Source organism: Streptosporangium sp. NBC_01755, assembly GCF_035917995.1.
In the GTDB taxonomy this organism is placed as follows: domain Bacteria; phylum Actinomycetota; class Actinomycetes; order Streptosporangiales; family Streptosporangiaceae; genus Streptosporangium.
In genome coordinates this window covers 6,427,577-6,453,970 of sequence record NZ_CP109131.1, presented here as the reverse complement: position 1 = coordinate 6,453,970, position 26,394 = coordinate 6,427,577, and the positions used below count along the sequence as shown (strand labels likewise).

Here is a 26,394-nt window from a genome sequence, read left to right as displayed (position 1 = left end):
GCGGGCAGGGCCGGGTGGCCCGTCTGATCACCCTGACGGCATCACGTCGTCGACCAGCCCCCAGGACAGAGCGGTCGGCGCGTCGAGGCGCTCACCGGTCATGGCGAGGTAGAGGGTGCGCCAGCGGCCGACACGCCGGGGGATGCCGACGGTGCCGCCCGCGCCGGGGATCAGCCCCATGCCGATTTCCGGCAGGCGGAAGGTGGCCCCGGGATCGGCGATCACGGTTCCGGCGAAGGCCGGAAGCTCGATCCCGGCGCCGACGCAGCTACCGTGCACGCGCACCTCGACCCGGTCCGCGAGCTCGTGGATGAACCTCCCGGCACCGCCGCGGGTGCGGACCAGATGGGCGGTGACAAGATCAGGAGTGGTGCCGAACTCGTCGAGGTCGCCGCCGGAGCAGAAGGACGGCCCGGCACCGTCGATCACCACCCGGGTAACGGTGTCGTCGAGCACCGCTAGGCGCATGGCCTCGACCAGGGCGTCACGAACCTCACGCCCGTAGGCGTTCCGCCGCTCCGGTCTGTTCAACGTGATCAGCAGGTGGTCGTCGACCCGGTCGACCAGCACCGGTGGTGCCGGCGCCGCGGGCACCGGCCGGCGACGGCGGCCATCGAGCCAGCGACGGAACTCGGGGCCACCGAGCAGAGTCGAGTAGGCAAGGGATTCGACGTCCAACGCGGTGGTGACCTCCAGCGCCTCCGTCATCCTGAGAACGGCGCCGAAAACCACGGAGGCCTGCGGATTGCGCAGCGCCGCGCCGTGCACGGCCATGAGCCGCTCCTCGGGATCGGGAACGGCGACGCACTCGTACCCGGCCGGCACGGCCGGCCCGACAAGGGTCAGATCCAGTGCGCGCGTCAGATCAACCGCCTGTTCGGGCAGCGGCTTTCCGGCGATCCCGATCAGCAGCCGGTCGCAGGCGCGTGCGCGCGTCACCGCCCGGCCCAGCGTCGCCGCGTCGGCGCCGCCGTCCAGTTCCACCCCCACGATCGGCTCGCACACCCCTGCGGACATGTCGAGCAACGGTCCGTCGGCGGCGCCGTCCGCCAGTTCGGCGACAGAGACACGCAGAAGATCAGCCACCCACTCCCCCACTCCGTCGACGGATCATCGGTTTCCCTCGTTGCGCTGGTGCTCGTCGACCAGCAACCTGGCCAGGTCCGCGACCTTCACCTGGTGATGCTGGGAGATGCGACGCAGCTCGTCGAAGGCGGCCTCGGCCGAGCAGCCGCTGGACTTCATGATGATGCCCTTGGCCTGGTCGATGATCGCCCGGCCCGCCAGGGCCTCCTGCATCTGGGCGGCATCGGTACGGACCTCGTCGTAGTCCCACATGTTGGCGAGCGCCACCCCCACCTGCTCGGCGAGCATGTCGGCCAGCGGTGGGACGTTCCTGGCGGCGAAGACGCCGGGCCGTACGCCGTACAGGCCGAGGACCAGGACGGCGTGCTCGACGGTGATCGGCATCACCAGAACCGAGCGGACACCGCAGCGGACCGCCATGCCGACGTACGCCGGCCAGCGCGACTCGTGCAGGACGTCCTGGACGACCACGTGACGTCCGGTGGCACGGGCCTCGATCGAAGGCCCCTCACCGAACTCCCCCTCGCTGTCGAGGAGCACGATGAGCTCGCTGTGCGAGGCTGAGACGACCATGCGTTCCTGGCGCCAGAGTTCGGCGGACCCGCCCGCGCAACCGGGCACACCACCTGCGAGGGTGGCTGTGAGCCCGCGCAGCACGCCCTCGCTCGACGTTTCCTCGCTGACCCTGCCGAGGACCGCGAGATCCCGAGCCAGAACGGGAGTGACCATGTCCATCTCAACTCCCCTTCCCTGTGTCGCTAACTTAACCACTATCCGACCACGCATCGATTCGACCTACCTGGTGGCGTACCGTCTACGACGGGACCAGCCCACTCCGGCCCCGGACGAGGACGAGCATTGACCGACGCCATTGGCCTTCAGAGCCTGGAGCAGGCGCTGAGCGCGCTGAGCGCCAGGGTCTCCTCCCTGCGCGAGGCGAAGTCCGCCTACCCCGCCGACCCCCGGTCCACGCTTGACGCGGCGCTCGCGGAGCTCGACACCGCCCGCGAGCTGCTGGAGACCTCCGTGCGCGAGCTGCGCAAGGCGCCCAAGCGGTCGGGTCAGCGGGAGAACGGGGCTCAGCGGGAACTCAAACTACTGCGGCAGGTGTTCCGTACCTTCCCCGTCCCCGTGGTGGTGCTGGACACCTCGGGGGTGGTGCGGCGGGTCAGCGCCGAGACATCCCGGATGCTCGGCAGCCCGGCGGGATATCTGATCGGCCGCTCGTTCCCGCTGTTCGTCGACGTCTCTCGCCGGGCGGCGTTCCGCTCGCACCTGACGGCGGTCCAGCAGGGCGGTCAGACCGCGACGTTCCAGACGCGGCTGGCCCACCAGGGCCGCGCGCACACGGTGCAACTGGCCGTCACCCGGCTGACGATGCCGGGCGAGCCGCAGGAGATGGTCGCGGTCGTGATCCTACCGCTGGAGGCGCAGGTGGCGGGGCCGCCCCAGGGCCCCGCCGACCGGTCGGACGCCACCCTGGTCATGGCCGCGGCGCGCCGGCAGGAGCTGCTGGCCAGGATGACCCGCCTGCTGCTCGATGAGGAGAGCCTGCGCCAGCCGGTGACCGTCACCAGGGCCGCGCGGCTGCTGGCCTCCGAGTCGGCCGACTGGGTGATCGCCGACGTGGTCCGTGACGACGTGCCCGTCCGGGCCTGCGTGCTCGGCCCGAGCGACAAGCCGGTGACCCAGCTGGTCCGCCTCGCCGAACAGATGAACCCGCTGACCGCACCGGCCGTCGCGCACGTGCTGACCGGCGGCTCGGGCATGGTGCACGAGATGCTGGAGGACGAGGGGCTGCTCGGTGACGTCCCCGGCGGGCCGTCCCTGCTGCGGGTGATGGGCGCCGCCTCGGTGCTGATCGTGCCGATCGGCGGCGCGGACGGCGTGCTGGGCGCCCTGACCCTGGTCCGCCTGCGCGACCGTGAGCCGTTCTCACTGGCCGATCTGGGGTTGCTGGAGGAGATCGGCGTCCATCTGGGGCTCGCGCTGCGCGCCCGGCGTAGCTTCCAGACCCGCTCGCGGGCCGCCGACGCGCTGCGCACCAGCGTGGTGCCCCGAAGCCTGCCGGACATCCCCGGATTCGAGGCCGCCGCCATCTACAACGCGGGCTCCAGCCCGGTCGGCGCCGAGTTCTACGACGTCTTCCCCACGGACGAGGGATGGGGCTTCGCCCTCGGCGGCGCCGTGGGCAAGGGCGAGGAGGCCGCGTCGGTCAGCGCCATGGTCCGCAACGGCCTGCGCGTGCTCAGCGTCTGGGAGTCCGACCCGGGTGAGGTGATGCGCAAGCTGAACCAGGCCCTGATCGCCCAGCACAACGGCATGTTCGTGATGGCCGTGACCGGCTTCATCCGGGCACGCAAGATCAGGCTGGCCAGCGCGGGACACCACCCCGCCGCACTGTTGCAGCCCGACGGCGGGGTGCGGTTCACCGCGGGAGGCGGCGTACCGCTGGGCATCGCCCCCGAGGCCGAGATGTTCACCGAGGAGCTCACGCCGGCCTCCGGCCAGACCCTGGTCTTCTACTCCGACGGTCTGGTCGCCTCACAGAACGAGCTCGGCGAGTCCTACGGCGAGACCAGGCTGGCCGACGTGCTGGCACGCTGCGTGACGCAGTCTCCCTCCGAGATCGTCAAAACGGTGGAGGAGGATCGGCACGTGTTCTCCGGCGGGAGGGTTTGGGATGAGATCGTGATACTCGCCCTGCGTGTCGTATAGCTTGGCCAACTCGGCGTGGCCTGCCGGTCTCGCCGAGCGCAGCTGTGCGACCGCCTCGACATCCACAACGATCGATGGATGCGTGATCCAACCGCACCGTCCCGGGCACCAGGGCCGAGGAGTCACGGCAGAGCAGGAGGTGCTGAAACCGCGGGTTTGGCTCCGACGGAGATCGGGGTATGGTTAGGGCAATGCAGACGTGTGCCTAAGACGCAGGCACCCCTGAAGGAATCACAGGCTTTTCATGCCTATCTCCTCCCAGAGGTGTGCCGTGAACATTGCATTCGTCTCCTCCGAGGTTCTCTCCTCCACCCAGGACGAGTCCGACCTTGCCGCTCAGCGCGCTCACCTGATGGCCGTCGCCCGTGAACTCGGCAGGGAGCACAAGGTCACGATCTACGCCCGGAGAAACTCCGACCTGGACAAGGCCAAAGTTCGCGTGTCGCAGGGCGTCACGCTTGAGCACCTGACCGCCGGGCCGGCGCAGGATCTTCCTGAGGATGGCGTGCTGCCCTACCTTTCCGACCTTGGCGACCAGCTGATGCACCGCTGGGGGCAGAACCGCCCTGACGTCATCCACGCGCACTCCTGGACCGGCGGGCTGGCCGCCATCGCCGGTGCGAACGGCCTGAACGTGCCGTTCACCCAGACGTTCACCAGCGAGCAGCCCCGCGACGCCAAGAGGGTGCGGCTGCAGCGGGCCATCGGGCGCCGGGCCAGCGCGGTGATCGCCGGGTGCGGCGACGAGGAGAGCTCGCTGATCCGGCTGGGTGTGCCGCGCCGCAACATCTCGGTCATCCCGTGCGGTGTCGACGTCGAGCGGTTCCGCCGTCAGGGTCCGGCCTCCGCCCGCGGTACCCGCCCCCGCCTGCTGCACGTCGGACCGCTCACCGCGGAAAAGGGCGTGCACACCGCGATCCGCGCCCTGGAGGGCATCCCCGACGCCGAGCTGATCATCGCCGGTGGCCCGGCGGCCGCGGACCTGGAGCACGACGCCGACGCGCGCCGCATGATGCTGCTGGCCAAGGAGATCGGCGTAGACGACCGGATCACCGTTCTCGGGCACATCCCGCACTCCGCGGTCGCCAAGCTGATGCGCAGTGCCGACGTGGTCGTCTCCCTGCCCCAGGAGGCTCCGGCCGGCGTCGTCGCGCTGGAGGCCATGGCCTGCGGTGTTCCTGTCATCGCCTCGGCGGTGGGCGCCCACCTCGACTCCGTGGTGGACGGGGTGACCGGCCTGCTGGTGCCCGCCGACCGTCCCGCGCAGACCTCCCGCCTGACCCGCGAGCTTCTCGCCGACCCGACCCGCCGCACCGCGCTCGGCTTCGCCGGCGCCGACCGTGCCCGGTCCCGCTACTCGTGGGAGCGGATCAGCCAGGAACTCGTCCACGTCTACGAGGTCGCCCTCTCCGGTTCCCTCCGCTGACCGCGCCCACCGCGACGGCCAAGCGCCGCCGGCCACGCGAACACGCTTCGAGACCGGGGGTTCCCACGGGAACCCCCGGTCTTTCGCGTGTGACGGGTCCCTACCACCGGCCGCGTGCCGGAAGGCGGCCCTGCGGCGCGCCCCGGGACGACCCGACCGATCTGGTGGGTACGAGGTGCCGCCGGCCGCGTGCCGGAAGGCGGCCCTACTGCTGGGACGCGCGGCGGTGCAGCACGACCCCGAGGCCGCTCGCGGCCAGCAGGACGGCCCCGGCCAGGACCAGGATCACCGCGCCGCCCACGGCTCCGTCGGTCCAGTCCCAGACCGCCTCGGGGACGGCGAGCGTCAGCCCGGCCACGCCGCTGACGATCAGCACCCAGGTACGCCGGCGCCCGTACAGCGCCAGGCAGGCCAGCGCGATCACCGCGGTCAGCCAGTATCCCCAGGCGTCCCCGTCCCACAGGACAGGCCACTGCCCGCCGAAGAGCGCGATGGCGGCGCCCATGCCCAGCCCCAGGTCACGGGGGGCGAGCAGCCCGGCGAGGGCGAGCACCAGGATGACCACGCCCAGCGCGATGTAGGCCAGGCCCCAGCCGCCGCCCTCCTGTCCGGCGAAGACGTCCAGCAGGCCGGTCACCGTGAGCAGGGCGAACCCGCCGCAGGCCAGCAGGCCGATCGCGGTGGGCAGCAGCACGTAGGCCACCGCGGCGACCACCAGCCCGGCCGCGCCGGCGATGAGTCCCTCGTAGCGGTCGGCGGCGACCCCCGCGCAGAGGGCTGCCGTACCCGAGCCCAGCGCGGCGAGGGTGGCGGCGACCCTGCCCTGCACCGCGGCCGTCCTGCCGGTCGCGGACCGGGCGGTCCGGCCGAGCCCGGCGGCCACCGCCAGCAGCAGGACGGTGACCACGGCGAGGACGGTGATTCTCGTCGGCTGGGTCATCCGGTCCCAGCCCAGAGCGACGAAGGCGGTGGCACCGGCCAGGACGAGCCCTCCGCCGACGTACGCGAGGATCTCGCTCCATCCGACCCGGTCCCCGGCGCCCCGGTCGCGCAGCGCCTCACCCACGGCGAGGCTGACCGGTTCCACCTGCTCCGGGCGGAGCTCACCGGACTCCACCAGCTTGGCCAGCGCCTGCCGTATGGCATCAACGTCGTTCATGTCCGAAATCGTGGCACAGTCGGGCTCGGGGCGGCACCCTCCGGATGCGTGGGACGGATGCGTGGGACGGATGCGTGGGACGGATGCGTGGGACGGATGCGTGGGACGGATGCGTGGGACGGATGCGAAAAAGGAATACCTCCGTTACTGGAGTGCGATCATTGCTTTGATATCCCCATGCCGCCCGGGCGGCTGACCTTCTGGCTGGACGGCAGGAAGGTGTGGGACTACCGCGGTCCGAACGTGCCGACGGGCCGCTCCATGCACCTGACGCTCCAGAACGATGTGACGTGCAACGAGTGGTCGCCGTGCCGCAACCGCTCCACTCCCCCGACGGTCAGCATGTACGTGGACTGGGTGAAGATCTACCGGGCCGCCGTCTAAAACGCTGGGTGAAGATCTACCGGGCCGCCGTCTAAAACGCTGGGTGAAGATCTACCCGGCCGCCGTCCGGAGCGGTTGCCCGCCAGGGCGGCGGGCCTGCCGGCGGTCACCCCCGAGGACGTCCGGGCCCGCTCCGCGGATCCGGCGAGAGGCACCGCGCTCAGAGCAGGCGGACCGCCTTGAGTGCGAGGTGGACCAGCAGGCGGTTCTCGCCGTCGGCGAGGTCGCGGCCGGTGAGCCGCTCGGCCTTGGCCAGCCGGTAGTAGAGCGTCTGGCGGTGCACGCCGAGCGCGGTGGCGGTCTGCTGGACGTGACCCGCGCGGTCGAGGTAGGTCTCCACGGTCCTGGCCAGCTCCGGGTCCCGGGCCAGCACGGCGATCTCCGCCGCCAGTTCCCGCAGCCCCGCCGAGGACGTCCGGGCGAGCAGCCGGTAGACGCCCAGTCCCGACCAGAGGGCGACGGGGGCCAGCGCGGGCACCCGGGCGGCGACGCCGAGCGCGTGCACTGCCTCCCGCCAGCTCCGCCAGGCCTGCGCGGGATCGTCCCGGGGCGCGCCGACGCCCGCCATCGTGCCGTACATGCTCTGGACCCGGCCCGCCAGCTCCTCCGCCTGGCCTGCCGGGACCAGCAGCGCGACCAGCGGCTCGTCCCCGACGGGGAAGGCCGGGTCGGCGAGCACGCCGCGCGGGAGCGTCCAGAGGGCGGCGACCCGGTCCGGCGAGCTGCGGGCGGCGATCGCCGCCACCGGGCCCCGCATGTCCAGCCTCGACAGCGCCCAGGAGCGCTCCTCGGCGTCGGAGGAGAACAGCTCCCGCAGGTTCGCTCCCAGGTCCTGGCGGCTGCGGGCCTCCTGCGCGAGGACCGCGGCGACCCGGGAGACCAGGTCGCCGACCGAGGCCAGGACGTCGTCACCGAGCGTGCCGTCGTCGAGCAGCCACAGGTAACCGTAGGTCACCTCACGGTGCCGCAGCGGCACGCACACCCGGGCGAGCACTCCCAGGTCGGCGTCGGCGGGGATGCGTACCGGCCCGTGGGCGCCGGCGATGCCGTATCCCTCGAAGTAGGCCCGCACCTGGTCGGTCGCGCGGCGCCGCAGAATGGACTCCTGGCGCACCATGTCGATGTCACCGCTCTGCGCGGCATAGGCCAGGAGCTGGAACGAGCGGTCCTCCAGGGTGGCGGAGGCACCGAGCCTGGCGGCGATCTCGTCGACTGTCTCCTGTAGCACCTCACCATTGTTGTGCATGTGTATGAACACTCTTCCCGCCGGTCGTGGCAGATGCACATGATGGTCGGCCCGGGCGGGGTTTTAGTGTGAAGACATGCTCGGTTCTCTCCTTCTTGGCGTGTCCCGGTTGCCGCTGGTGCGGCGCGCGGTCTCCGGTGTGCCGCTGACGCGCAGGGTCGTCGACCGCTTCGTCGCGGGTGAGACGCCCCAGGACGCGGTCGAGGCGATCCGCCGCCTCGCCGCCGTGGGCCTGGCCGTCAGTGTCGACCACCTGGGCGAGGAGACTCGGGACGCCGGTGCCGCCGCCCGGACTGCCGGGGCGTACGTCACACTGCTCGGCGCGCTGGGCGAACTGGGGCTCGGCGACCGCGCCGAGGTGTCGGTGAAGCTCTCGGCCGTCGGTCAGGCGCTGGGCGCCGACGGCGACAAGATCGCTTTGGAGAACGCGCGGCGGATCTGCGAGGCGGCCCGCGCCCGCGGGGCGAGCGTGACCCTCGACATGGAGGACCACACCACCGTCGACTCCACGCTGGAGACGCTGCGGGCCCTGCGAGAGGACTTCCCCTCCACCGGCGTGGCCGTGCAGTCCTACCTGTTCCGCAGCGAGGCCGACTGCCGTGACCTGGCGCAGGCGGGCTCGCGGGTCCGCCTGGTCAAGGGCGCCTACGCCGAGCCGGCCTCGGTGGCCCACCGGCACAAGAACGAGGTCGACCTGGCCTACGTGCGCTGCCTGCGCGTTCTCATGTCGGGTGGCGGCTACCCGATGGTGGCGACGCACGACGACCGGCTGATCTCCATCACCGAGACGCTCGCCGACCGGTTCGGCCGCTCCCGTGGTGACTACGAGTACCAGATGCTCTACGGGATCAGGACCGACAGGCAGCGGGCCCTGGCGGGTGCCGGCCACGTCGTGCGCGTCTACGTCCCCTACGGCGACGACTGGTACGGCTACTTCATGCGCCGGCTGGCCGAGCGCCCGGCGAACATCGCCTTCTTTCTTCGTGCCCTTGGAGGCAAGTGATGGATGCCATATCCACGGTTCCCGCCCCGACCAACGAGCCGGTGCTCGGCTACGCGCCGGGCAGCGCCGAGCGTGCCGCGTTGGAGAAGCGCGTCAAGGAGCTGGCCGGGGCCCAGCTGGACCTGACGATGACGATCGGCGGCGAGCAGCGGATGGGCGGCGGCGCCCCGATCGACGTGGTCCAGCCGCACAACCATGCCTCGGTGCTGGGCCGCACGGCCGACGCCGACGCCGGCGACGTGCGCGCGGCGATCGACGCCGCGCTGCGGGCGGCGCCCGCGTGGCGTGCCCTGCCCTTCGACGAGCGGGCCGCCGTCTTCCTGCGGGCCGCCGACCTGCTGGCCGGGCCGTACCGGCAGACGCTGAACGGCGCCACGATTCTGGGCCAGTCCAAGTCCGCGCAGCAGGCGGAGATCGACTCGGCCTGCGAGCTGATCGACTTCCTGCGCTTCAACGTGGACTTCGCGCGCAGGCTCCTCAGCGACCAGCCGATCTCGTCGCCCGGGGTGTGGAACCGGATGGAGTACCGGCCGCTGGAGGGCTTCGTCCTGGCGATCACCCCGTTCAACTTCACGGCCATCGCCGGGAACCTGCCGTCGGCTCCGGCCCTGATGGGCAACGTGGTCGTCTGGAAGCCCTCCCCCACCCAGCAGTTCGCCGCGCACTTCACCATGCGCCTGCTTGAGGAGGCCGGGCTCCCGCCGGGTGTCATCAACATGGTGACCGGCAACGGCGCCGCCGTCTCCGAGGTCGCGATGCCCCACCCGGATCTGGCGGGTATTCACTTCACCGGTTCCACGGCGACCTTCCAGCACCTGTGGTCCACGGTCGGCGCCAACATCACCTCCTACCGGTCCTACCCGCGCCTGGTCGGCGAGACCGGCGGCAAGGACTTCGTGCTGGCCCACCCTTCGGCCGATCCCGCCGTGCTCACCACCGCGCTGATCCGCGGCGCGTTCGAGTACCAGGGGCAGAAGTGCTCGGCCGCCTCCCGGGCCTACGTGCCGCGCTCGGTCTGGTCGGTGATCCGCGACGAGCTGGTGGGCACCGCCGAGTCGCTGACCGTCGGGGACGTGGCCGCCGACCTGTCGACCTTCATGGGCGCGGTCATCGACGGGCGGGCGTTCGCCAAGCACAGGGCCGCGATCGACCGGGCCCGCTCGCTCGACTCGATCAACGTGCTGACCGGCTCGTACGACGACTCCACCGGCTACTTCGTGAGGCCGACCATCCTGGAGTCGGCCGACCCCACCGACGAGATCTTCGTCAAGGAGTACTTCGGGCCGATCCTCGGCGTGCACGTCTACGACGACGCGGACTTCGACGCGGTGCTGGGGCAGATGGAGGGCGTCTCCCCGTACGCGCTGACCGGCTCGATCATCGCCCGGGACCGCTACGCGATCACCTCGGCGTCGGAGCGGCTGCGCTTCGCGGCGGGCAACTTCTACATCAACGACAAGCCGACCGGCGCGGTCGTCGGCCAGCAGCCCTTCGGCGGGGCCCGCGCCTCGGGCACCAACGACAAGGCCGGGTCGATCCTCAACCTGATCCGCTGGGTCAACGCCCGGACGATCAAGGAGACGCTCGTTCCACCGATTGTTCAGGGACCATATAGGGGTGACATCCCTCAGAGCGGGTGGCAGCAGCCCGATCTCGGAAAGCTCGGCTAGCACATGGGCTGACATCCCGCAGGCCGGTTGGCAGGAGCCCGACCTGAGGAAGCTCGGCTATCCGGACAACGGATAGCGACGGTTGAAGCGGCGACGCCCGGGACTCATGAATCCGAGTCCCGGGCGTCGTGTTCTCTCCCTGGGCGGGCCGGCGGTGCCAGGTCGCGCCCGCGAAGCCCGTATTCAGCCGACGTGGACGTGGGGACGGCGAGTGACGTCGGGTTCGGCCTGGCGGAGGACCTCGCGGGTGAGCGGAGGAACGTCTCCTCCGCCGAAGAGCAGATAGCGGAGCATGGCCAAGATCGGGTTGCCCTCGGCCCAGTGGAAGTAGATGTGCGGGACCCGGCCGGTGCGGTCACGCAGATGGAGCAGGAAGGCCGCCAGGGAGTTGGGCACGGTGGGACTTTCGATGCGGAAGATGCGGTGGCCGTACCGCTCCTCGCCGTGGACGCGCAGTTCGCTTTCAAACTCCGACGCGTCGACCACGGTGACCTCGACGAACATGATCGGCTCTTCGCTGCGGAGGCGGTGGTTGAGCCACTGCTCGCGGCGTTTGTCGTTGTACTCGGCCTGGTTGCGCTGGTGTGGTTCGTTGGCGATCAGATGGATGTCGCCGCAGGCGTCGTTGACGAACTCCTCGGCGAGCGGGTCGAGGGTCACCTCGGTCACCCGCAGTTCGGTGGACCGGGTCGCACGGGAGATCAGCGAGGTGGCGATGACGGCCACGATGAAGAAGAACGCGATCTTGACGCCGTCCGGGCGCTCGATCACGTTGGCCACCAGCGTGTAGGCGAAGACCGCCGCGATCACACCGAACACCGTCCGAGCACCGCGCCGGCCGTTCCGGTGGGCGGAGATGGTCACCGCGACCGCGGCCGACAGGATCAGGACCAGCACGCCGGTGGCGTACGCCCCTCCCTGGGCCTCGACGTCGGCGTCGAAGATGATCGTGATGGCGAAGGCGATGACGGAGAAGACCAGCACCAGCGGCCGGACCGCCCGGGTCCAGTCGGGCGCCATGCCGTACCTGGGGAGGTAGCGCGGCACCAGGTTGAGCAGACCGGCCATGGCCGAGGCGCCCGCGAACCACAGGATCGCGATCGTGCTCACGTCGTAGACCGTGCCGAACAAGTCGCCGAGGAACAGGTGGGCGAGGTAGGCCAGAGCCCGGCCGCTGGCCTTGCCGCCCTCCTCGAACTCGTGGTGCGGGATCAGGACGGTGGTGGCGAAGCTGCTGAAGACCAGGAAGACGCTCATGATCAGAGCGGCTGTGGTGAGCAGCCGCTTGGTGCCCTTGATCCGTGCCTGGAGGTCCCCGTTGACCAGTGGCATCACCGCGACACCGGTCTCGAACCCGGACAGGCCGAGCGCGAGTTTGGGCATGACCAGCATGGAGAGCGCGACCATCGCCAGGGGGCTGGTGTAGTTGGTGGTCAGAGCATGACCCCAGTCCACCACGAGGTCGGGGCTGTCCAGCACGTGCAGGACCGCGACCGTCACCACGATCGCGTTGAGCACGAGATAGATCCCGACGAGGACCACCGCGAGGCCGATGGCCTCGCTGAAGCCCAGCAGGAACACCCCGCCCAGCAGGCCGAGCAGCACGAGCGTGACCAGGACCCGCTGGCCGTCCAGGAAATCGGGGACGAAGGGATTCTCCAGGATGTGAGCGGTCGCGTCGGCGGCGGAGAGGGTCATCGTGATGACGAAGTCGGTGGCCGCGAAGCCGAGCAGGGCCAGCACGAACAGCTTGCCCCACCACTTGGGCGCCACCTTCTCCAGCATGGCGATGGAGCCCTGGCCGTTGGGGCTCTCCTCGGCCACCCTGCGGTAGACGGGTAGCGCGCCGAACAGGGTCAGCAGGACCAGGAGCAGCGTGGCGACCGGGGACAGCGCGCCGGCGGCGAGCGCGGCGATGCCGGGCTGGTAACCGAGCGTGGAGAAGTAGTCGACCCCCGTCAGGCACATGACCTGCCACCACGAGTGCTTCTTGTCCGGGTCGTGCTCGATCTGCCTGCGGTCGGCCTGCAGACCGTGAAGCAGCCAGGTCCGCGGCGAGTCCGCCCCCTTTTGGGTTGACCGACCCAACGCACTACCTCCACCGTCAAAAACACATAAAGATGATGTGACTTTATTCAGCCCAAAGGGATCGAAGGCGCCCGAAGGGCGTCAAGAAAACGTATGGATTGCGACGAGGCCCACTCGGCAGGCGGCATCGAGATCGCATCGCGGTTCACCCACGACCCGCGGCAGGCCTCCGTCCTTCGGGGATTCCCGTCGAGGCCGTGCTTCTCGCTCACCGTGACGGAGCGCTTCTCGCTCGCCGTGACGGAGCTCGGAGGACCGCCGGAAGCAGCCGCCCTCTCCAGGGCGCGACCTCGGCCCCCAGCGGAGATCGATTCATCCCCCGGGTTGAGGTGGCAACCGTCGGCGGGTAGCCACTCGAAGCGGGGCCGATACCTGATCGATCACGCGCAGCTGGGTAGAGGTAGGGCGTTGACCTCGGAAGACATGGAGACATGACGTGAGGGGGGAGGTGCGGCAGCGATGCCCCGCTATCTCGACTATCTCGGCAGAGATCGCATCGCGCTCGTGGCCGCCCTGGTGGCCCCACCGGCCGTCGCGGCGGCGCTCCTGCCATTCCGCGCCGGACTGCCGAACACGACCGTCGCCCTCGTCCTGGTCGTGATCGTGGTCGCGGTCGCCGCCACCGGCCACCGCCTGGCCGGCGCGCTCGCGGCGATCTCGGCCGCACTGTGGTTCAACTTCCTCTTCACCCGGCCCTACCAGCACTTCACCGTCACCAGGCCCGTGGACGTCCAGACCGCGGTTCTTCTGCTCGTCGTGGGCCTGGCGGTCTCTCAGCTGGCCGCCCGCGCCCGGCGGCTACAGGTGGTCGCCATCACCGACGCCGATTACCTGGCCCGGATCCACGACACCTCCGAGCTGGCCCAGACCGCCAAAGCACCCGGCACGGTGGTCGACCACGTCACGGACCAGCTCACCACGTTGCTGCAGCTACGCGGGTGCCGTTTCGAGTACGGAGCCCTGATCGGCCATCCGCCCCGGCTCGAACGGGACGGCACCGTGATCTGGGGCCACAGACACTGGGACGTCGACCGGCTGGGCCTGCCCGGCCAGGAGGTCGAACTGCGCACGTTCGGCAACGGCCGCTTCTACGGCCGGTTCATGCTCGATCCCACGCCCGGGATCGTCCCGCCCCTGCAGGCCCGCCTGGTCGCGGTGACCCTGTCCGATCAGGCGGGCGCCGCGCTCGACATCGCCGGCAGTGGCTGAGGCCGATCGTTCACCGAATCCTCGGGAGCACCGGGTGGCTCAGGCCGGCGCCGGCCCGGTACTCTCTTCCACCGGCGCTCTCAGCGCTCTCAGGACTGGAAGCGGTAGCCCATGCCTGGTTCGGTCAGCAGGTGGACCGGGTGGGCGGGATCGGGCTCCAGCTTCTTTCGCAGCTGGGCCATGTACTGGCGCAGGTAGTGGCTCTCCTTGACGTAATTGACGCCCCAGACCTCGGTCAGCAGCTGACGTTGGCTGATCAGCTTTCCGGGGTTGCGCAGCAGGATCTCCAGCAGCTGCCATTCGGTCGGCGTGAGCCGTACCTCGCCGGAGATGCTCTTGCGGGTCAGGTCGACCACGTGGTCACCGACCCGGATGCTGGCGAGTTCGGCCTCGTGGAACACGCTTCTCCGGGTCACCGCGCGGATGCGGGCGAGCAATTCGTCGATGCCGAAGGGCTTGGTGACGTAGTCGTCGGCACCCGCGTCGAGCGCGTCCACCTTGTCCGCGCCACTCGCGCGGCCGGAGAGCACGACGATGGGGATCGAGGTCCAGCCGCGCAGTCCGTGGATGACGTCGATTCCGTCGATGTCGGGCAGGCCGAGGTCGAGGACGACCAGGTCCGGGTGCCAGTCGGCGGCCTCGCGCAGTGCCGACGCCCCATCGGTGGCCACCGCGACCTCGTAGCGGCGGGCGACCAGGTTGATCCGGAGCGCGCGCAGGATCTGCGGCTCGTCGTCGACGACGAGAATACGTGTCATACCTTCTCCCCGCTGTTCTCCACGATGACGGGTACGGCCTGCGGTTGTGCGGAGACGGGCAGTGTCAGGATCATCGTGAGACCTCCCCCTGGTGTCTCCTCCGGTAGCAAGGTGCCGCCCATCGCCTCCGCGAGTCCTCTGGAGAGTGCGAGGCCGAGGCCGACACCGGTGTGGTTGTCACGGTCGCCGAGGCGCTGGAAGGGCAGGAAGACCCGGTCGTGCGCCTCGGGCGGGATGCCGGGGCCTCGGTCGACGACCCGGATCTCCACGTGGTCGCCGTGTCGGCTGGCGGTGATGAGGACCTTCCGGCCGGGCGGGCTGTAGCGGACGGCGTTGGAGATGAGGTTGACCAGGATTCGTTCCAGCAGGGCCGGGTCGGCGACGATCTCCGGCAGGTCGACGGAGACGTCCCCCTCAACCTGGTCGCGCAGCGGCCCGAGATCGTCGACGGCCCTGGGCACGATCTCCTCCAGCGCGATCGCCTGGAGGGCCAGGCCGAGCACGCCCGCCTGCAGGCGGCTCATGTCGAGCAGGTTCGCGACGAGACGGTCGAGTTTGGCCAGGGACTCGTCGGCGGTGGCCAGCAGTTCGTCGCGGTCCTCGGGAGACCAGTCGATGTCGGTGTTGCGCAGGCTGTCGACCGCGGCCTTGGCCGAGGCGAGCGGTGTGCGCAGGTCGTGGCTGACGGCGGCGAGCAGTGCGGTGCGCATCCTGTCGGCCTCGGCCAGCGGCCTGGCCTGCCCGGCCTCCTCCTCCAGCCGGTTCTGCCGCAGGGCGACGGCGGCTTCGGCGGCGAAGGCCTCCAGCACCCGGCGGTCGGAGGCCTCCAGCAGCCTGCCTCGCACGGCGAGCACCAGCTGCTCGTCGATCGTCACGTCGGTGTCGGCTCCGGCGGGGCAGGTGCAGGGCGCCTCGCCCGCCGTGGCGATGATCCGCCAGCACTGCGGGTCCGACTGGTCGTCGGGGCCTGGCTCGCCGATCCGTTCGAGCAGGGTGACCGAGGTCAGGCCGAAGATCTCGCGCAACCGTCCCAGCAGTGAGTTGAGCGCGTGCTCTCCGCGCAACACGTGCCCGGCCAGCGTGGACAGTACCTCGGCGTCGGCCCGGGCCCGCGCCGCCTCCCGGGTACGGCGGGCGGCGACATCGACCACCGCGCTCACCATGACGGCCACCAGCACGTAGACCGCCAGCGCGAACAGGTTCTCCGGATCGGAGATGGTGAACCGGTCGACCGGTGGGGTGAAGAAGTAGTTGAGCAGCAGGAATCCGGCCACGGCCGCGGTGACCGCGGGCCACATGCCGCCGACGAGCGCCACCCCGACGACCAGCAGCAGGAAGAGCAGGATGTCGATCGGGAGGCTGACGGCGTCACGGTAGGGAAGAAGGGTCGCTGTCAGGAGGGGCAGTCCCAGCATCGCGAGGATCCAGCCGGTGACGCGGCGGGTACGGTTCAGCGCGGCCCGCGACGTCGTATGGCCGCGCCCCTTCTTCGCCTCGGGATGGGTGATCATGTGGACGTCGATCGAGCCGGAAAGCGCGGTGGTCGTGACCCCGACGCCCCGGGAGAAGATCTGCGCGAAGCGGCCTCTGCGGGAGGCGCCGAGCACCAGCTGGGTGGCGTTGACGCCGCGGGCGAAGTCGAGCAGCGCACGCGGCACGTCGTCGCCGACGACCTGGTGGTAGGTGCCGCCCAGGCTCTCCACCAGCGTGCGTTGCCGGGCGAGGCTGGCCAGGTCCGCCCCGGCCAGCCCGTCGGAGCGGGTCACGTGGAGGGCCAGCAGGTCGGCGCCCTTGCTCCGGGCGGCGACTCTGGCCGCCCGCCGGACCAGAGTGTCCCCCTCGGGACCGCCGGTCAGCGCGACCACCACGCGCTCGCGCGCCTCCCAGGTCCCGGCGATGCCGTGCTCGGCGCGGTAGCGGTCGAGCTGCTCGTCGACCTTGCCCGCGACCCACAGCAGCGCCAGCTCCCGCAGGGCCGTCAGGTTGCCGACCCTGAAGTAGTTGGACAGCGCCGCGTCCACCTTCTCCGGGAGGTAGACGTTGCCGTGGGCCATCCTCCGGCGCAGTGCCTCCGGGGCCATGTCGACCAGTTCGACCTGGTCGGCCCGCCGTACGACCTCGTCGGGCACGGTCTCGCGCTGCGGCACTCCGGTGATCTGCTGGACGACGTCGTTGAGCGACTCCAGGTGCTGGATGTTGACCGTGGAGATGACGTCGATGCCCGCGTCGAGCATCTCCTCGATGTCCTGCCAGCGCTTGGCGTTGCGCGAGCCGGGCACGTTGGTGTGCGCCAGCTCGTCGATCAGCGCCACCCTGGGCCCGCGCGCGATGACCGCGTCCACGTCGAGTTCGGTGAAGGTGCTCTCCCGGTGGCTCATCGTTTTGCGGGGGATCACCTCCATTCCCTCGATCAGATTGGCGGTGCGGGGCCGGTCGTGGGTCTCCACGAGTCCCACGACCACGTCGGTGCCGCGCGCGAGGCGCCTCTGCCCCTCGCTGAGCATCGCGTAGGTCTTGCCGACCCCCGGGGCGGCCCCCAGGTAGACACGCAGGTGCCCACGGCCCCTGTTCAGCGCGTTCGCTGTGCTCATGGCGATCGTTCCTCATCGGGCGAGCGGGCCGCCCGTCCTCGTACGGCCCGCTCGCGGCGGTCATCCCCCGTCGAGAGCGAGGTTGAGTTCCAGGACGTTGACCGCCGGTTCGCCCATGAAGCCGAGCGCGCGGCCGGTGGTGTTCTGCTGGATCAGGGCCTTGACCCTCGCCACGTCGAGACCGCGCTCCCCGGCCACCCGGGGGGCCTGCAGTTCGGCGTAGGCGAGTGAGATGTGCGGGTCCAGTCCGGAACCACTGGCGGTGACCGCGTCGGCGGGCACGACCGCTTTCGCCGGGCCGCGGACCGGGACCGTACGGCCCGCGGCCAGGTCCTCGCCCGGCTTGGCGCACTCCACCTTCACCCCCCGGTACTCGGCGGCGAACGGTGTGGCAGGGCAGGCCTGGTTGGCGCTGACCGCCCTGGTCGGGGTGCCGACCGCGGGAAAGACCTTCAGCACCGCGCCGACGCCGTCCGGCGTGCAGTACGGCCTGGCCCCGGAGACGCCCTCCAGTTCCCCGACCGTCTTGGACCGGGCGCAGACCTGGGTGAGCAGGCTCTGCCTGCCCTCGTCGGGGTTGCCCTCGTCGTCCTTGGCGCCGGGTATGGGAAGGACGTCCAGGACGTCTTCGGGGCCCAGGTTGCTCGCCGCGGTGGAGAGCGGGTCGTAGCCGTCCCCGGCCGCCGACGGGCGGCTCTGGAAGTACTTCCTGACCGGGTTGCCGTCCTTGTCGGTGAAGTTCTGGCCGATGAGGGCGCTGCCCACGGCCTTTCCGTCCTTCTGGACGATTGAGCCGTTGGCGTCGTTGTTGAAGACGGCCTGGGCGACCCCGGTGACCAGCAGCGGGTAGGCCGCCCCCAGGATCAGGGTCAACACGAGCAGTGCGCGTAGCGCGGCGAGATGCTGGCGCAGCCAGCTGGGCAGGCGTTCCATTACGACATCCCCGGAAGGAACTGGATGAGCAGGTCGATGAGCTTGATGCCGATGAACGGCACGATGATGCCGCCCAGACCGTATACGTAGAGGTTGCGGCTGAGCAGCTTGGAGGCGCTGGAGGGGCGGTAGCGCACCCCACGCAGCGCGAGCGGGATCAGCGCCACGATGATGATCGCGTTGAAGACGACCGCCGACAGGATCGCGGACTGGGGGCTGGCCAGCCGCATGATGTTGAGGGTGTCCAGGCCCGGGTAGACCGCGGCGAACATCGCGGGAATGATCGCGAAGTACTTGGCGATGTCGTTGGCGATGGAGAAGGTGGTCAGCGCGCCCCGGGTGATGAGCAGCTGCTTGCCGATCTCCACGATCTCGATGAGCTTGGTCGGGTTGGAGTCCAGGTCGACCATGTTGCCGGCTTCCTTGGCGGCCGAGGTGCCGGTGTTCATCGCCACCCCGACGTCGGCCTGGGCCAGCGCGGGGGCGTCGTTGGTGCCGTCGCCGGTCATCGCGACCAGCCGCCCGCCCTGCTGCTCCTTCTTGATCAGGGCGAGTTTGTCCTCGGGGGTGGCCTCGGCCAGGAAGTCGTCCACGCCGGCCTCGTCGGCGATGGCCTTGGCGGTCAGCGGGTTGTCACCGGTGATCATGACGGTGCGGATGCCCATCCGGCGCATCTCGTCGAAGCGTTCGCGCATGCCCTGCTTGACGACGTCCTTGAGATGGATCACGCCCAGCACCCGCGCCGTGCCGTCGGCGATCTCGCCGACGACCAGCGGGGTGCCGCCGGAGCCGGAGATGGCGTCGACGATCGCGCCGACCCCGTCGGTCGGGTGGCCGCCGTGGTCGCGGACCCACTTCATCACCGCGGTCGCCGCGCCCTTGCGGACCTGGCGGCCGTCCACCCCGACCCCGGACATACGGGTCTGGGCGGTGAAGGGCACCCACTCGGCGTGGGTCAACTCGCCCGGCTGCCGCTCGCGCAGGCCGTAGGCCTGTTTGGCGTAGACCACGATCGAGCGCCCCTCCGGGGTCTCGTCGGCCAGGCTGGACAGCTGCGCGGCGGCGGCCAGTTCCTCGGTGGAGACGCCGTGCACCGGCACGAACTCCGACGCCTGCCGGTTGCCCAGCGTGATGGTGCCGGTCTTGTCCAGCAGCAGCGTGGACACGTCCCCCGCGGCCTCGACCGCGCGTCCGCTCATCGCCAGCACGTTGCGCTGCACCAGGCGGTCCATACCGGCGATGCCGATCGCCGACAGCAGCGCGCCGATCGTGGTCGGGATCAGGCAGACCAGCAGTGCCACCAGCACGATCCCGCTCACACCGTCGGCGGTCAGCGCGAGCGAGTCGGGAACGCCGGGGTTGTTCGCCTTGGAGAAGATCGCCAGCGGTTGCATGGTGGCGGTGGCGACCAGGAAGATGATCGTCAGGGCGGCCAGCAGGATGTTGAGCGCGATCTCGTTGGGCGTCTTCTGCCGGTTGGCGCCCTCGACCAGGGCGATCATCCGGTCGATGAAGCTCTCTCCCGGCTTCTGGGTGATCTGCACGATGATCCGGTCGCTCAGCACCTTGGTGCCGCCGGTCACCGCCGAGCGGTCACCGCCGGACTCGCGGATGACGGGCGCGGACTCGCCGGTGATCGCCGATTCGTCGACGCTGGCGATGCCCTCGACCACGTCGCCGTCGCCGGGGATGATCTCCCCGGCCTCGACGACCACGTGGTCGCCCTGCCTGAGCTCGGGCGCGCCCACGGTGTCCCATCGCGTCACGGCGGCGTCCGGCTTCCAGCCGGTGATCCGGCGGGCGGTGGTGTCGCGTTTGGCGGCGCGCAGGGTCGCGGCCTGGGCCTTGCCGCGGCCCTCGGCCACCGCCTCGGCCAGGTTGGCGAAGACCACGGTCAGCCACAGCCACACCACGGTGGCCCAGGCGAAGAAAGACGGGTCGGTGAGAGCGAGCACGGTGGTGAACACCGCACCGACCTCCACGATGAACATCACCGGGTTACGCCACAGCGTGACCGGGTTGAGTTTGCGCAACGCGTCCGGCAGGGAGGTGATCAGCTGTTTGGGGTCGAGCAGGCCACCGCCGACCCGGCCGTCCTTCTTCTGCGGTACCGGAGTGTGACCGGGTGCTTGAAGCGTTGAGGTGGACATGTTCACTGGATTCCTTCTGCGAGCGGCCCGAGCGCCAGGGCGGGGAGGAAGGTCAGCGCGACCAGGATGACCGTCACGCCGACGACCATGCCGACGAACTGCGGCCGGTGCGTGGGCAGTGTGCCCGCCGACACCGGAACCGGAGCCTGCCGGGCCAGCGAGCCCGCCAGCGCCAGCACGAACACGATCGGCAGGAACCGGCCGAACGCCATGCACAGCCCCAGCGCGATGTCGTACCACGGGGTGTTGACGGTCAGTCCGCCGAACGCCGAGCCGTTGTTGTTCGAGGCGCTGGTGAAGGCGTACAGCACCTCCGAGAACCCATGCGGGCCGCTGTTGAGCATGCTCGCCCTCTGTTCCGCCGAGCCCATGGCGAAAGCCGTGCCCACCAGTACGAGGACCGGGGTGACCAGGAAGTACATCGAGGCGAGCTTGATCTCCCTGGCGCCGATCTTCTTGCCGAGATATTCGGGGGTGCGGCCGACCATCAGCCCGGCGACGAACACCGTGATCACCGCGAGCACCAGCATGCCGTACAGGCCCGCGCCCGCGCCGCCGGGCGCGACCTCGCCCAGCATCATGTTGAACATCGTGACCATGCCGCCGAGCGCGGTGAACGAGTCGTGGAAGGAGTTGACCGCGCCGGTGCTGGTCAGGGTGGTGGCGGCGGCGAAGGTGGCGGAGTTGGGCACGCCGAAGCGGACTTCCTTGCCTTCCATCGCGGCGCCGACGGCCTGCGGCACGGTGCCGTTGTGCGCGATTTCGAGGCCGGTCAGTACGGCGACGCTGGCGAGGGCGAGCGTCGCCATGATCGCGGCGATCGCGTAACCCTGCCGGTTGTCACCCACGATGCGGCCGAAGGTGCGGGGCAGCGCGAACGGGATCAGCAGGATCGCGAAGATCTCCACCCAGCTGGTCCAGCTCGTGGCGTTCTCGAACGGGTGAGCGGAGTTGGCGTTGTAGAACCCGCCGCCGTTGTTGCCCAGCTCCTTGATGATCTCCTGGCTGGCCACCGGGCCGCCGGTGACGGCCTGGGTGCCGCCGGTCAGCGTCGCCACCTCGTGCGGGGAGGCGAAGTTCTGCACCAGACCGCCCGCCACCAGCACCAGCGCGCCGACGAACGCGATCGGCAGCAGGATGCGGATCGAGCCGCGCACCAGGTCGACCCAGAAGTTTCCCAGCTCCTCGCTCTGCCGGCGGGCGAACCCGCGCACCAGCGTGATCGCCACCGCTATGCCGACCGCGGCCGAGACGAAGTTCTGCACCGCGAGGCCCGCCATCTGCACCAGGTGCCCCATGGTGGACTCACCCGAGTAGGCCTGCCAGTTGGTGTTGGTCACGAAGCTGACCGCGGTGTTCCAGGCGACGTGGTCGGTGACCGGCGACATTCCCAGCGACAGGAACAGCTTGTCCTGCAGGCGCTGCAGGCCGTACAGGAACAGGACGGAGATCACCGAGAACGCCAGCACGCTGCGGGCGTAGACGCTCCAGCGCTGTTCGACGTCCGGCCGCACCCCGGCCAGCCGGTAGATCACCCGCTCGACGGCGAGGTGCCTGGTGCCGCTGTAGACGCGGTACATGTAGTCGCCCAGCGGGCGGTAGGTGACCGCCAGGGCGACGACGAGGGAGACTATGAACAGAACCCCTGCCAGGGTTGATGACATTAGAAGCGCTCCGGGAACAGCAGGGCGACGATCATGAAGATCACCAGACCGACGACCACGATGAGACCAGTGGCATTGACGGCGCTCACAACCGTTCCACCGCCTTGACGACCAGCCCGAGGATCGCGAAAACCGCGATCGTCAGGGCGACGAAGATGACGTCAGCCATCCCCACTCCTCGAATCCGGAAAAGTTCCTGCCGTCAGATGAGCGGCACACAGGTAAGCAAAACGCCAATTTCCCCCCCTTATGGCACTTCTTGACGTGTTCCATACGGCGTAGCGGCGAGATTTGACGCCGCCCCTACACGATGACTTCAAAGATCTACGTCGCGGAGGCACTTGCCGCCGACGGCCTGGACGCCTACGGCGCGGCGACGGTCCGCTTCCACCGGAAGCCGGTCGAGTTGTCGGGCGACAAGACCGTGGTCGACGTGCTGAGCTGAGTCTCACCCCCCGGACCGCGTCCGGCTGCCGCCTCGGCGATCCTTCGGTGAGAGCGGGCGGCCCCGCGAGGAACCGGGCACGCGACGGCGCCCGTTTTCCCACACCGACCGGTCGGGACGTTACCGGCTGGAAGAAGCCCTGCTCGGCGACGAGGTCAGCCCCTCCAGAACCAGCTCGGAGAGCTGGTCGGCCACCTCGGAGACGGCCGGCAGGCCGTCGGGGCGATACCAGTCGTACGCCGAGGTCAGCATGCCAAGAACTCCGAAGCCGGCGATACGCGGCTGCAGGGACGGATTGAAGACCCCTTCCTCGACACCTTGACGGATCACCGACTCGTACATCGCGTCAAGCTCGTCGCGCTTTTTCTTTATCTCGGCGAAACGGTCCTCGGTAAGGAAACGACGCTCCAGAGTAAACACGGTGACATGGGCGCGGAACCGGTCGATGACCACCAATGACTCAAGGATGAGCTGCCGCAGCCGTTCCGTCGGGCCCTCGAACGACTCGAGAATGCGGCGGCAGTTCCGGAGCCGATCGTCGATGTATTCCTCTTGTATCTGCTGAAGGATCTCCTCCTTACCGGAGAAGTGATGGTACAAGGCCCCCTTGGTCAGGTTGGCCTCCTTCACGATGTCCTCGACGGACGTCGCGTGGTAACCACCGACCTCGAAAAGCTTCAGTGCACTTGCCAGCAACGCCCGCCGCGTCTCCGCGGGAGAATAGGTGCCCCGGGGGCCACCTCGTGATGCGGTACGTGCCATGGTTCTCGTCCCCCCTACCTAAAACGGTTTTCCAGTGGTCATCTGCCACACAGGGTAGGGCGTTCTCCGCCGGGCACCACGTCGGCCTTCAGGACGACGTATACACCTAGTAGGCGGCGACCATGCCGACGACGACACCGGCGAGCGAGACCGAGGTGAGAACGCAGCCGAGGACGACCGCGGCCCGCCTGCCACGTCGCACCCTGGAGACGTAGAGGAGCACGTACGGCAGGAAGGCGAACACTCCGGCACCGAGGAACGGCATGGTCAGCGCGGCCAGGATGCCCGAGGTACCGGTCGCGACGGCACGGTCGCCCTCGGGGGTGAGCTGTGCCCGCCTGACATCACCGGCCGTGGAGTCGGGCGAGGCGTCGACCGGGATCGCGGCGCCGCCGCCGTCGGGCGCGAAGCTGCCCTTGCAGTCGTAGCGGCCCCTGCCCAGTTCCTCGCACGAGATGACCGTGAGGGTGCCGGGGGTGCCGACGGAGCCGGTCGCGAGCTTGAGGCCGGAGACCGCGAACACGAAGGGCAGCACGCCCAGCCCCACCCAGAGGAGGAGCAGGATCGCCATGCCGACCCGCCCGGGCGCGCGACCGGGACCGGGGGCCGGCGCCGGCTGGAAGGCGTTCGCCATGTCCTCGAATGCGTTGCTCATGCGGACAGGGTGGGGTAGGCCGCTTGCGAATGACATGCTCGCGACTTGTAGAGGATGCTCATGGCTCGCGACCTTTTCCCGGCAGGCGATGACCTCGGCCCGGCGCGCACGGCATCCGGGTCCGCGAACCCGGCCCCGGTCGCGGTGCGCGCGTCATGACCCCGGTCGCGGTGCGCGCGTGCGTCATGACCCCGTGCGGGTTCTCATGACTCGCGCCGGGCCGCCCTGACCTCCGCCTCCTCGGCGTCGAGCTTGTCGGCCTCCTCTGGAGTGGGCGCGGTGCCGCCGAGGTGGCGGGGCTGCCACCAGACGCCCTGCGGGATCTCCGGGTAGCCCCGCTGTGCCTGGTCGAGCATCTCGCTCATACGCCCGCGCAGGTCGGCGGTGACGGCGTCGTAGTCGTCGCCGCGCTGGGGGTGCATGGGCTCGCCGACCCGGATCGTGATCGGCACGTGCCGCTGCAACAGCTTCTTGGGGTGGCCTTTCGTCCACAGCCGCTGGGTGCCCCACAGGGAGACCGGGATCATCGGCACCTTGGCGCCGACGGCCATCCGGACCGCGCCGTTCTTGATCTCCTTGATCGTGAAGGACCGGCTGATCGTGGCCTCGGCGAACACGCCGACGACCTCTCCGCCCCTGAGCGACTTCAGCGCCGCGCCGAACGCGGCGGCGCCCGCCCCGCGGTCGACCGGGATGTGGTGCATGCCGCGCATCAGCGGGCCGGAGATCCTGTGGTCGAAGACCTCCTTCTTCGCCATGAAGCGCACCAGGCGCCCCGAGGGGCGCGCGGCCAGACCGGCGAAGATGAAGTCGAGGTAGCTGATGTGGTTGCTGACCAGCACGGCTCCGCCGGTCCGCGGGATGCGTTCGGCCCCCTCGATGCGGATCTTGAGGTCCAGCGCGCGGAACAGGGTCAACGCCGCCCCGATGACCGGGGGGTACACGATCTCAGCCATGGCTGAACCGTACCTCAGCCACTCCCTCCTCCCAGCCCCCCTCTCGCGCCCGCGAGGAAGGGGGGTGAGAGGCTCGGTGTCCTCGGAACGCCTCCTCCGGCCACCACGAATCCCGCGCACGGCTCGCCGGGACTCCGTGCGGGTCGCGGCGAGCCGTGCGACCGGCTCCGCGTGCGGGGCCGGGGAGCCGTCGGCCCCGTGCGGGCCGTTCTCGGCGGCGGACCGTACGGGCATCCGCGACGCGGGGCTAGCGCGTGGCCAGCAGACCCTCCAGGAGTCCGAGGACCGCCGGGATCGGAGGGGGGGTGGTCCCGAACTCCACGTCGGTCCCGCTGACGGAGTCCATCACGGTGACCGAGTTGGGCGGCAGGCCCCAGCGCTCGCCGCCGTCGTGGCCGACGCCGACCTCGATGCCGGCGAAGGTGACGTACTCCCAGTTCTTGAGGTCCCTCCTGAGTGCCTCGTGACCGTGTGCGATCGCCCATTTGGCGACGGCCGCGAGGATGTCGCCGAGTGTGTTCTCGCGCTCCTTCAGGTCGCCGGACTGGAGTTCCTCGATCAGACGGTCCAGTTCGGCGCGCTGGGCGAGGAGTGCCTTGATATCGCTCATGGGGGGCCTTTCGGAGATGGTGAGGGTACGCGAACGGCGGCGGTGAACTCGTCGGAGCATCGTTCGAGCCGGGATCGGGCCGCCGCCCGGGCAGTCCCCCGCCGCGATCCGCGACCTGCCGAAGGCTCCACCGATCGCCGGAGAGGACATTGCCGTCATGCGTCACATAATGGTGCCGCACCCGCCTACTCGCCGTCGATCCACAAATATGCTCTTTAACAGTCCAGAAGCATTGAGGCAGCGTCACGCCCGGAGATCGGATCCGCCGCGACCGGTTCCCGGTCGCCCCAGGTGAGGGTGGTGGCCGGGCAGGGCGTGCCCTCCAGCGCCCCGCCGCACGGCCGGATACGCGTAGCCGTGATCAATTAACGGCTGCGCCGCCCGGCACGCCACGTTGGTGCAGTCGCATGTCGCCGACTCCTTGGCGGAGCGATCATGATCCAATGCCGTTCATGAGGCGTTCGCCGTTGCGCTCACCGGCCTACTTGTAGCGGAAGTAGACGAAGAGGCGGCCGTGGTTCTTGGCGTCCTTGTCGATGCGGTGGTAGAGGGCCTTGATCTCCTTCTGCTCCAGGAAGCGCAGGACCTTCTTCTTGAGCTGGCCCGAGCCCTTGCCGGGGATGATCTCGACCTCGGTGGCCTTCTTCCTGATGGCCTCGTCGATGACGCCCCGCAGTGCCTTGTCGATCTCCCCGCCCCGGTTGTAGATGGGGTGCAGATCCAGCTTGAGCTTCAAACCATCCCCTTCGACGGGAAGTTCGGGTAGTCGACCGTGCCGAGACCGGCGCCCCCCAGGTTACGTCCTTCGGGTCCGTCGTGGACAGGCCGCACCCGGTCCACACGCCGGAGCGGACCGAGCCTCTCGCGCCCCTGGCTCGCAT

The 26,394-nt window shown here is 69.8% G+C and carries 23 protein-coding genes; 7 read left to right on the top strand and 16 right to left on the bottom strand.

Annotated features, from left to right (window positions below; translation table 11 throughout):
- Positions 1–27 precede the first annotated feature (27 nt).
- Together OG884_RS30595 and OG884_RS30590 are read right to left on the bottom strand one after the other, a co-directional pair.
- The gene (locus OG884_RS30595; RefSeq protein WP_326638613.1) at positions 28–1,086 is read right to left on the bottom strand and encodes an enoyl-CoA hydratase/isomerase family protein; all 1,059 of its coding nucleotides are present in this window, start codon (positions 1,084–1,086) and stop codon (positions 28–30) included.
- 24 nt (positions 1,087–1,110) lie between these two features.
- Positions 1,111–1,821 carry an ANTAR domain-containing response regulator gene (locus tag OG884_RS30590; RefSeq protein ID WP_326638612.1) on the bottom strand — a complete coding sequence of 237 codons (711 nt, stop codon included), beginning with the start codon at positions 1,819–1,821 and terminating at the stop codon, positions 1,111–1,113.
- Between the two features lie 123 nt (positions 1,822–1,944).
- Between OG884_RS30590 and OG884_RS30585 the strand changes: the two genes are divergently transcribed.
- Both OG884_RS30585 and OG884_RS30580 read left to right on the top strand, forming a co-directional pair.
- Positions 1,945–3,804 (top strand): SpoIIE family protein phosphatase, encoded by a 1,860-nt coding sequence (locus OG884_RS30585; protein ID WP_326638610.1) that lies wholly within the window; start codon positions 1,945–1,947, stop codon positions 3,802–3,804.
- Between the two features lie 271 nt (positions 3,805–4,075).
- Positions 4,076–5,230, top strand: a complete 1,155-nt coding sequence (locus tag OG884_RS30580; protein WP_326638608.1) for a glycosyltransferase — start codon at positions 4,076–4,078, stop codon at positions 5,228–5,230.
- Positions 5,231–5,435: 205 nt separating this feature from the next.
- On the opposite strand, the gene OG884_RS30575 is transcribed toward OG884_RS30580, so the two are convergent.
- Positions 5,436–6,389 carry a hypothetical protein gene (locus OG884_RS30575; RefSeq protein ID WP_326638606.1) on the bottom strand — a complete coding sequence of 318 codons (954 nt, stop codon included), beginning with the start codon at positions 6,387–6,389 and terminating at the stop codon, positions 5,436–5,438.
- A gap of 177 nt (positions 6,390–6,566) precedes the next feature.
- On the opposite strand from OG884_RS30575, the gene OG884_RS30570 reads away from it, so the two are divergent.
- A complete protein-coding gene (locus tag OG884_RS30570) occupies positions 6,567–6,773 on the top strand; it encodes a hypothetical protein (RefSeq protein WP_326638604.1) in 207 nt (68 codons plus the stop codon).
- Between the two features lie 160 nt (positions 6,774–6,933).
- On the opposite strand, the gene OG884_RS30565 is transcribed toward OG884_RS30570, so the two are convergent.
- Positions 6,934–8,001, bottom strand: a complete 1,068-nt coding sequence (locus tag OG884_RS30565) for a PucR family transcriptional regulator (protein WP_326638601.1) — start codon at positions 7,999–8,001, stop codon at positions 6,934–6,936.
- A gap of 94 nt (positions 8,002–8,095) precedes the next feature.
- Between OG884_RS30565 and OG884_RS30560 the strand changes: the two genes are divergently transcribed.
- The gene (locus tag OG884_RS30560; protein WP_326638600.1) at positions 8,096–9,022 is read left to right on the top strand and encodes a proline dehydrogenase family protein; all 927 of its coding nucleotides are present in this window, start codon (positions 8,096–8,098) and stop codon (positions 9,020–9,022) included.
- The gene (gene pruA, locus OG884_RS30555) at positions 9,022–10,692 is read left to right on the top strand and encodes an L-glutamate gamma-semialdehyde dehydrogenase (RefSeq protein WP_326638598.1); all 1,671 of its coding nucleotides are present in this window, start codon (positions 9,022–9,024) and stop codon (positions 10,690–10,692) included. The genes OG884_RS30560 and pruA overlap by 1 nt, the downstream gene beginning before the upstream one ends.
- A 183-nt stretch (positions 10,693–10,875) precedes the next feature.
- On the opposite strand, the gene OG884_RS30550 is transcribed toward pruA, so the two are convergent.
- Positions 10,876–12,780: an amino acid transporter gene (locus OG884_RS30550; protein ID WP_326638597.1), complete on the bottom strand. Its 1,905-nt coding sequence runs from the start codon at positions 12,778–12,780 to the stop codon at positions 10,876–10,878.
- Positions 12,781–13,239: 459 nt separating this feature from the next.
- On the opposite strand from OG884_RS30550, the gene OG884_RS30545 reads away from it, so the two are divergent.
- Complete coding sequence (locus tag OG884_RS30545) at positions 13,240–13,989, top strand: DUF4118 domain-containing protein (RefSeq protein WP_326638595.1); 750 nt, start codon at positions 13,240–13,242, stop codon at positions 13,987–13,989.
- An 89-nt stretch (positions 13,990–14,078) separates the two neighbouring features.
- Here OG884_RS30545 and OG884_RS30540 read toward each other — a convergent pair whose 3' ends face one another.
- From OG884_RS30540 to kdpF, 6 genes are read right to left on the bottom strand one after another with little or no spacing between them, the layout of a single operon-like run.
- Positions 14,079–14,747, bottom strand: a complete 669-nt coding sequence (locus OG884_RS30540) for a response regulator (protein ID WP_326638593.1) — start codon at positions 14,745–14,747, stop codon at positions 14,079–14,081.
- A complete protein-coding gene (locus OG884_RS30535; RefSeq protein ID WP_326638591.1) occupies positions 14,744–17,338 on the bottom strand; it encodes a sensor histidine kinase in 2,595 nt (864 codons plus the stop codon). Before OG884_RS30535 ends, OG884_RS30540 begins: the two co-directional genes overlap by 4 nt.
- 60 nt (positions 17,339–17,398) lie before the next feature.
- Positions 17,399–18,271, bottom strand: coding sequence for a potassium-transporting ATPase subunit C (locus OG884_RS30530; protein ID WP_326638590.1), 873 nt, complete (start codon positions 18,269–18,271; stop codon positions 17,399–17,401).
- The gene (kdpB, locus tag OG884_RS30525; RefSeq protein ID WP_326638588.1) at positions 18,271–20,421 is read right to left on the bottom strand and encodes a potassium-transporting ATPase subunit KdpB; all 2,151 of its coding nucleotides are present in this window, start codon (positions 20,419–20,421) and stop codon (positions 18,271–18,273) included. Before kdpB ends, OG884_RS30530 begins: the two co-directional genes overlap by 1 nt.
- Before the next feature lie 2 nt (positions 20,422–20,423).
- Positions 20,424–22,085 (bottom strand): potassium-transporting ATPase subunit KdpA, encoded by a 1,662-nt coding sequence (kdpA, locus tag OG884_RS30520; RefSeq protein WP_326638585.1) that lies wholly within the window; start codon positions 22,083–22,085, stop codon positions 20,424–20,426.
- A complete protein-coding gene (gene kdpF / locus OG884_RS30515; protein ID WP_326638583.1) occupies positions 22,085–22,174 on the bottom strand; it encodes a K(+)-transporting ATPase subunit F in 90 nt (29 codons plus the stop codon). Before kdpF ends, kdpA begins: the two co-directional genes overlap by 1 nt.
- A gap of 221 nt (positions 22,175–22,395) precedes the next feature.
- Between kdpF and OG884_RS30510 the strand changes: the two genes are divergently transcribed.
- A complete protein-coding gene (locus tag OG884_RS30510) occupies positions 22,396–22,530 on the top strand; it encodes a hypothetical protein (protein ID WP_326638581.1) in 135 nt (44 codons plus the stop codon).
- A 120-nt stretch (positions 22,531–22,650) separates the two neighbouring features.
- Here OG884_RS30510 and OG884_RS30505 read toward each other — a convergent pair whose 3' ends face one another.
- The 5 genes from OG884_RS30505 to OG884_RS30485 all read right to left on the bottom strand — a co-directional run bounded on the left by OG884_RS30505 (position 22,651) and on the right by OG884_RS30485 (position 26,249).
- Positions 22,651–23,292 carry a TetR/AcrR family transcriptional regulator gene (locus tag OG884_RS30505; RefSeq protein WP_326638579.1) on the bottom strand — a complete coding sequence of 214 codons (642 nt, stop codon included), beginning with the start codon at positions 23,290–23,292 and terminating at the stop codon, positions 22,651–22,653.
- Between the two features lie 106 nt (positions 23,293–23,398).
- Entirely contained in the window at positions 23,399–23,947 is a 549-nt protein-coding gene (locus tag OG884_RS30500; RefSeq protein ID WP_326638578.1) for a hypothetical protein, read from the bottom strand.
- A gap of 203 nt (positions 23,948–24,150) precedes the next feature.
- Positions 24,151–24,903, bottom strand: coding sequence for a lysophospholipid acyltransferase family protein (locus tag OG884_RS30495; RefSeq protein ID WP_326638577.1), 753 nt, complete (start codon positions 24,901–24,903; stop codon positions 24,151–24,153).
- Between the two features lie 247 nt (positions 24,904–25,150).
- Positions 25,151–25,513 carry a hypothetical protein gene (locus tag OG884_RS30490; RefSeq protein WP_326638574.1) on the bottom strand — a complete coding sequence of 121 codons (363 nt, stop codon included), beginning with the start codon at positions 25,511–25,513 and terminating at the stop codon, positions 25,151–25,153.
- Between the two features lie 481 nt (positions 25,514–25,994).
- Complete coding sequence (locus OG884_RS30485) at positions 25,995–26,249, bottom strand: Smr/MutS family protein (protein WP_326638573.1); 255 nt, start codon at positions 26,247–26,249, stop codon at positions 25,995–25,997.
- Positions 26,250–26,394 lie beyond the last annotated feature (145 nt).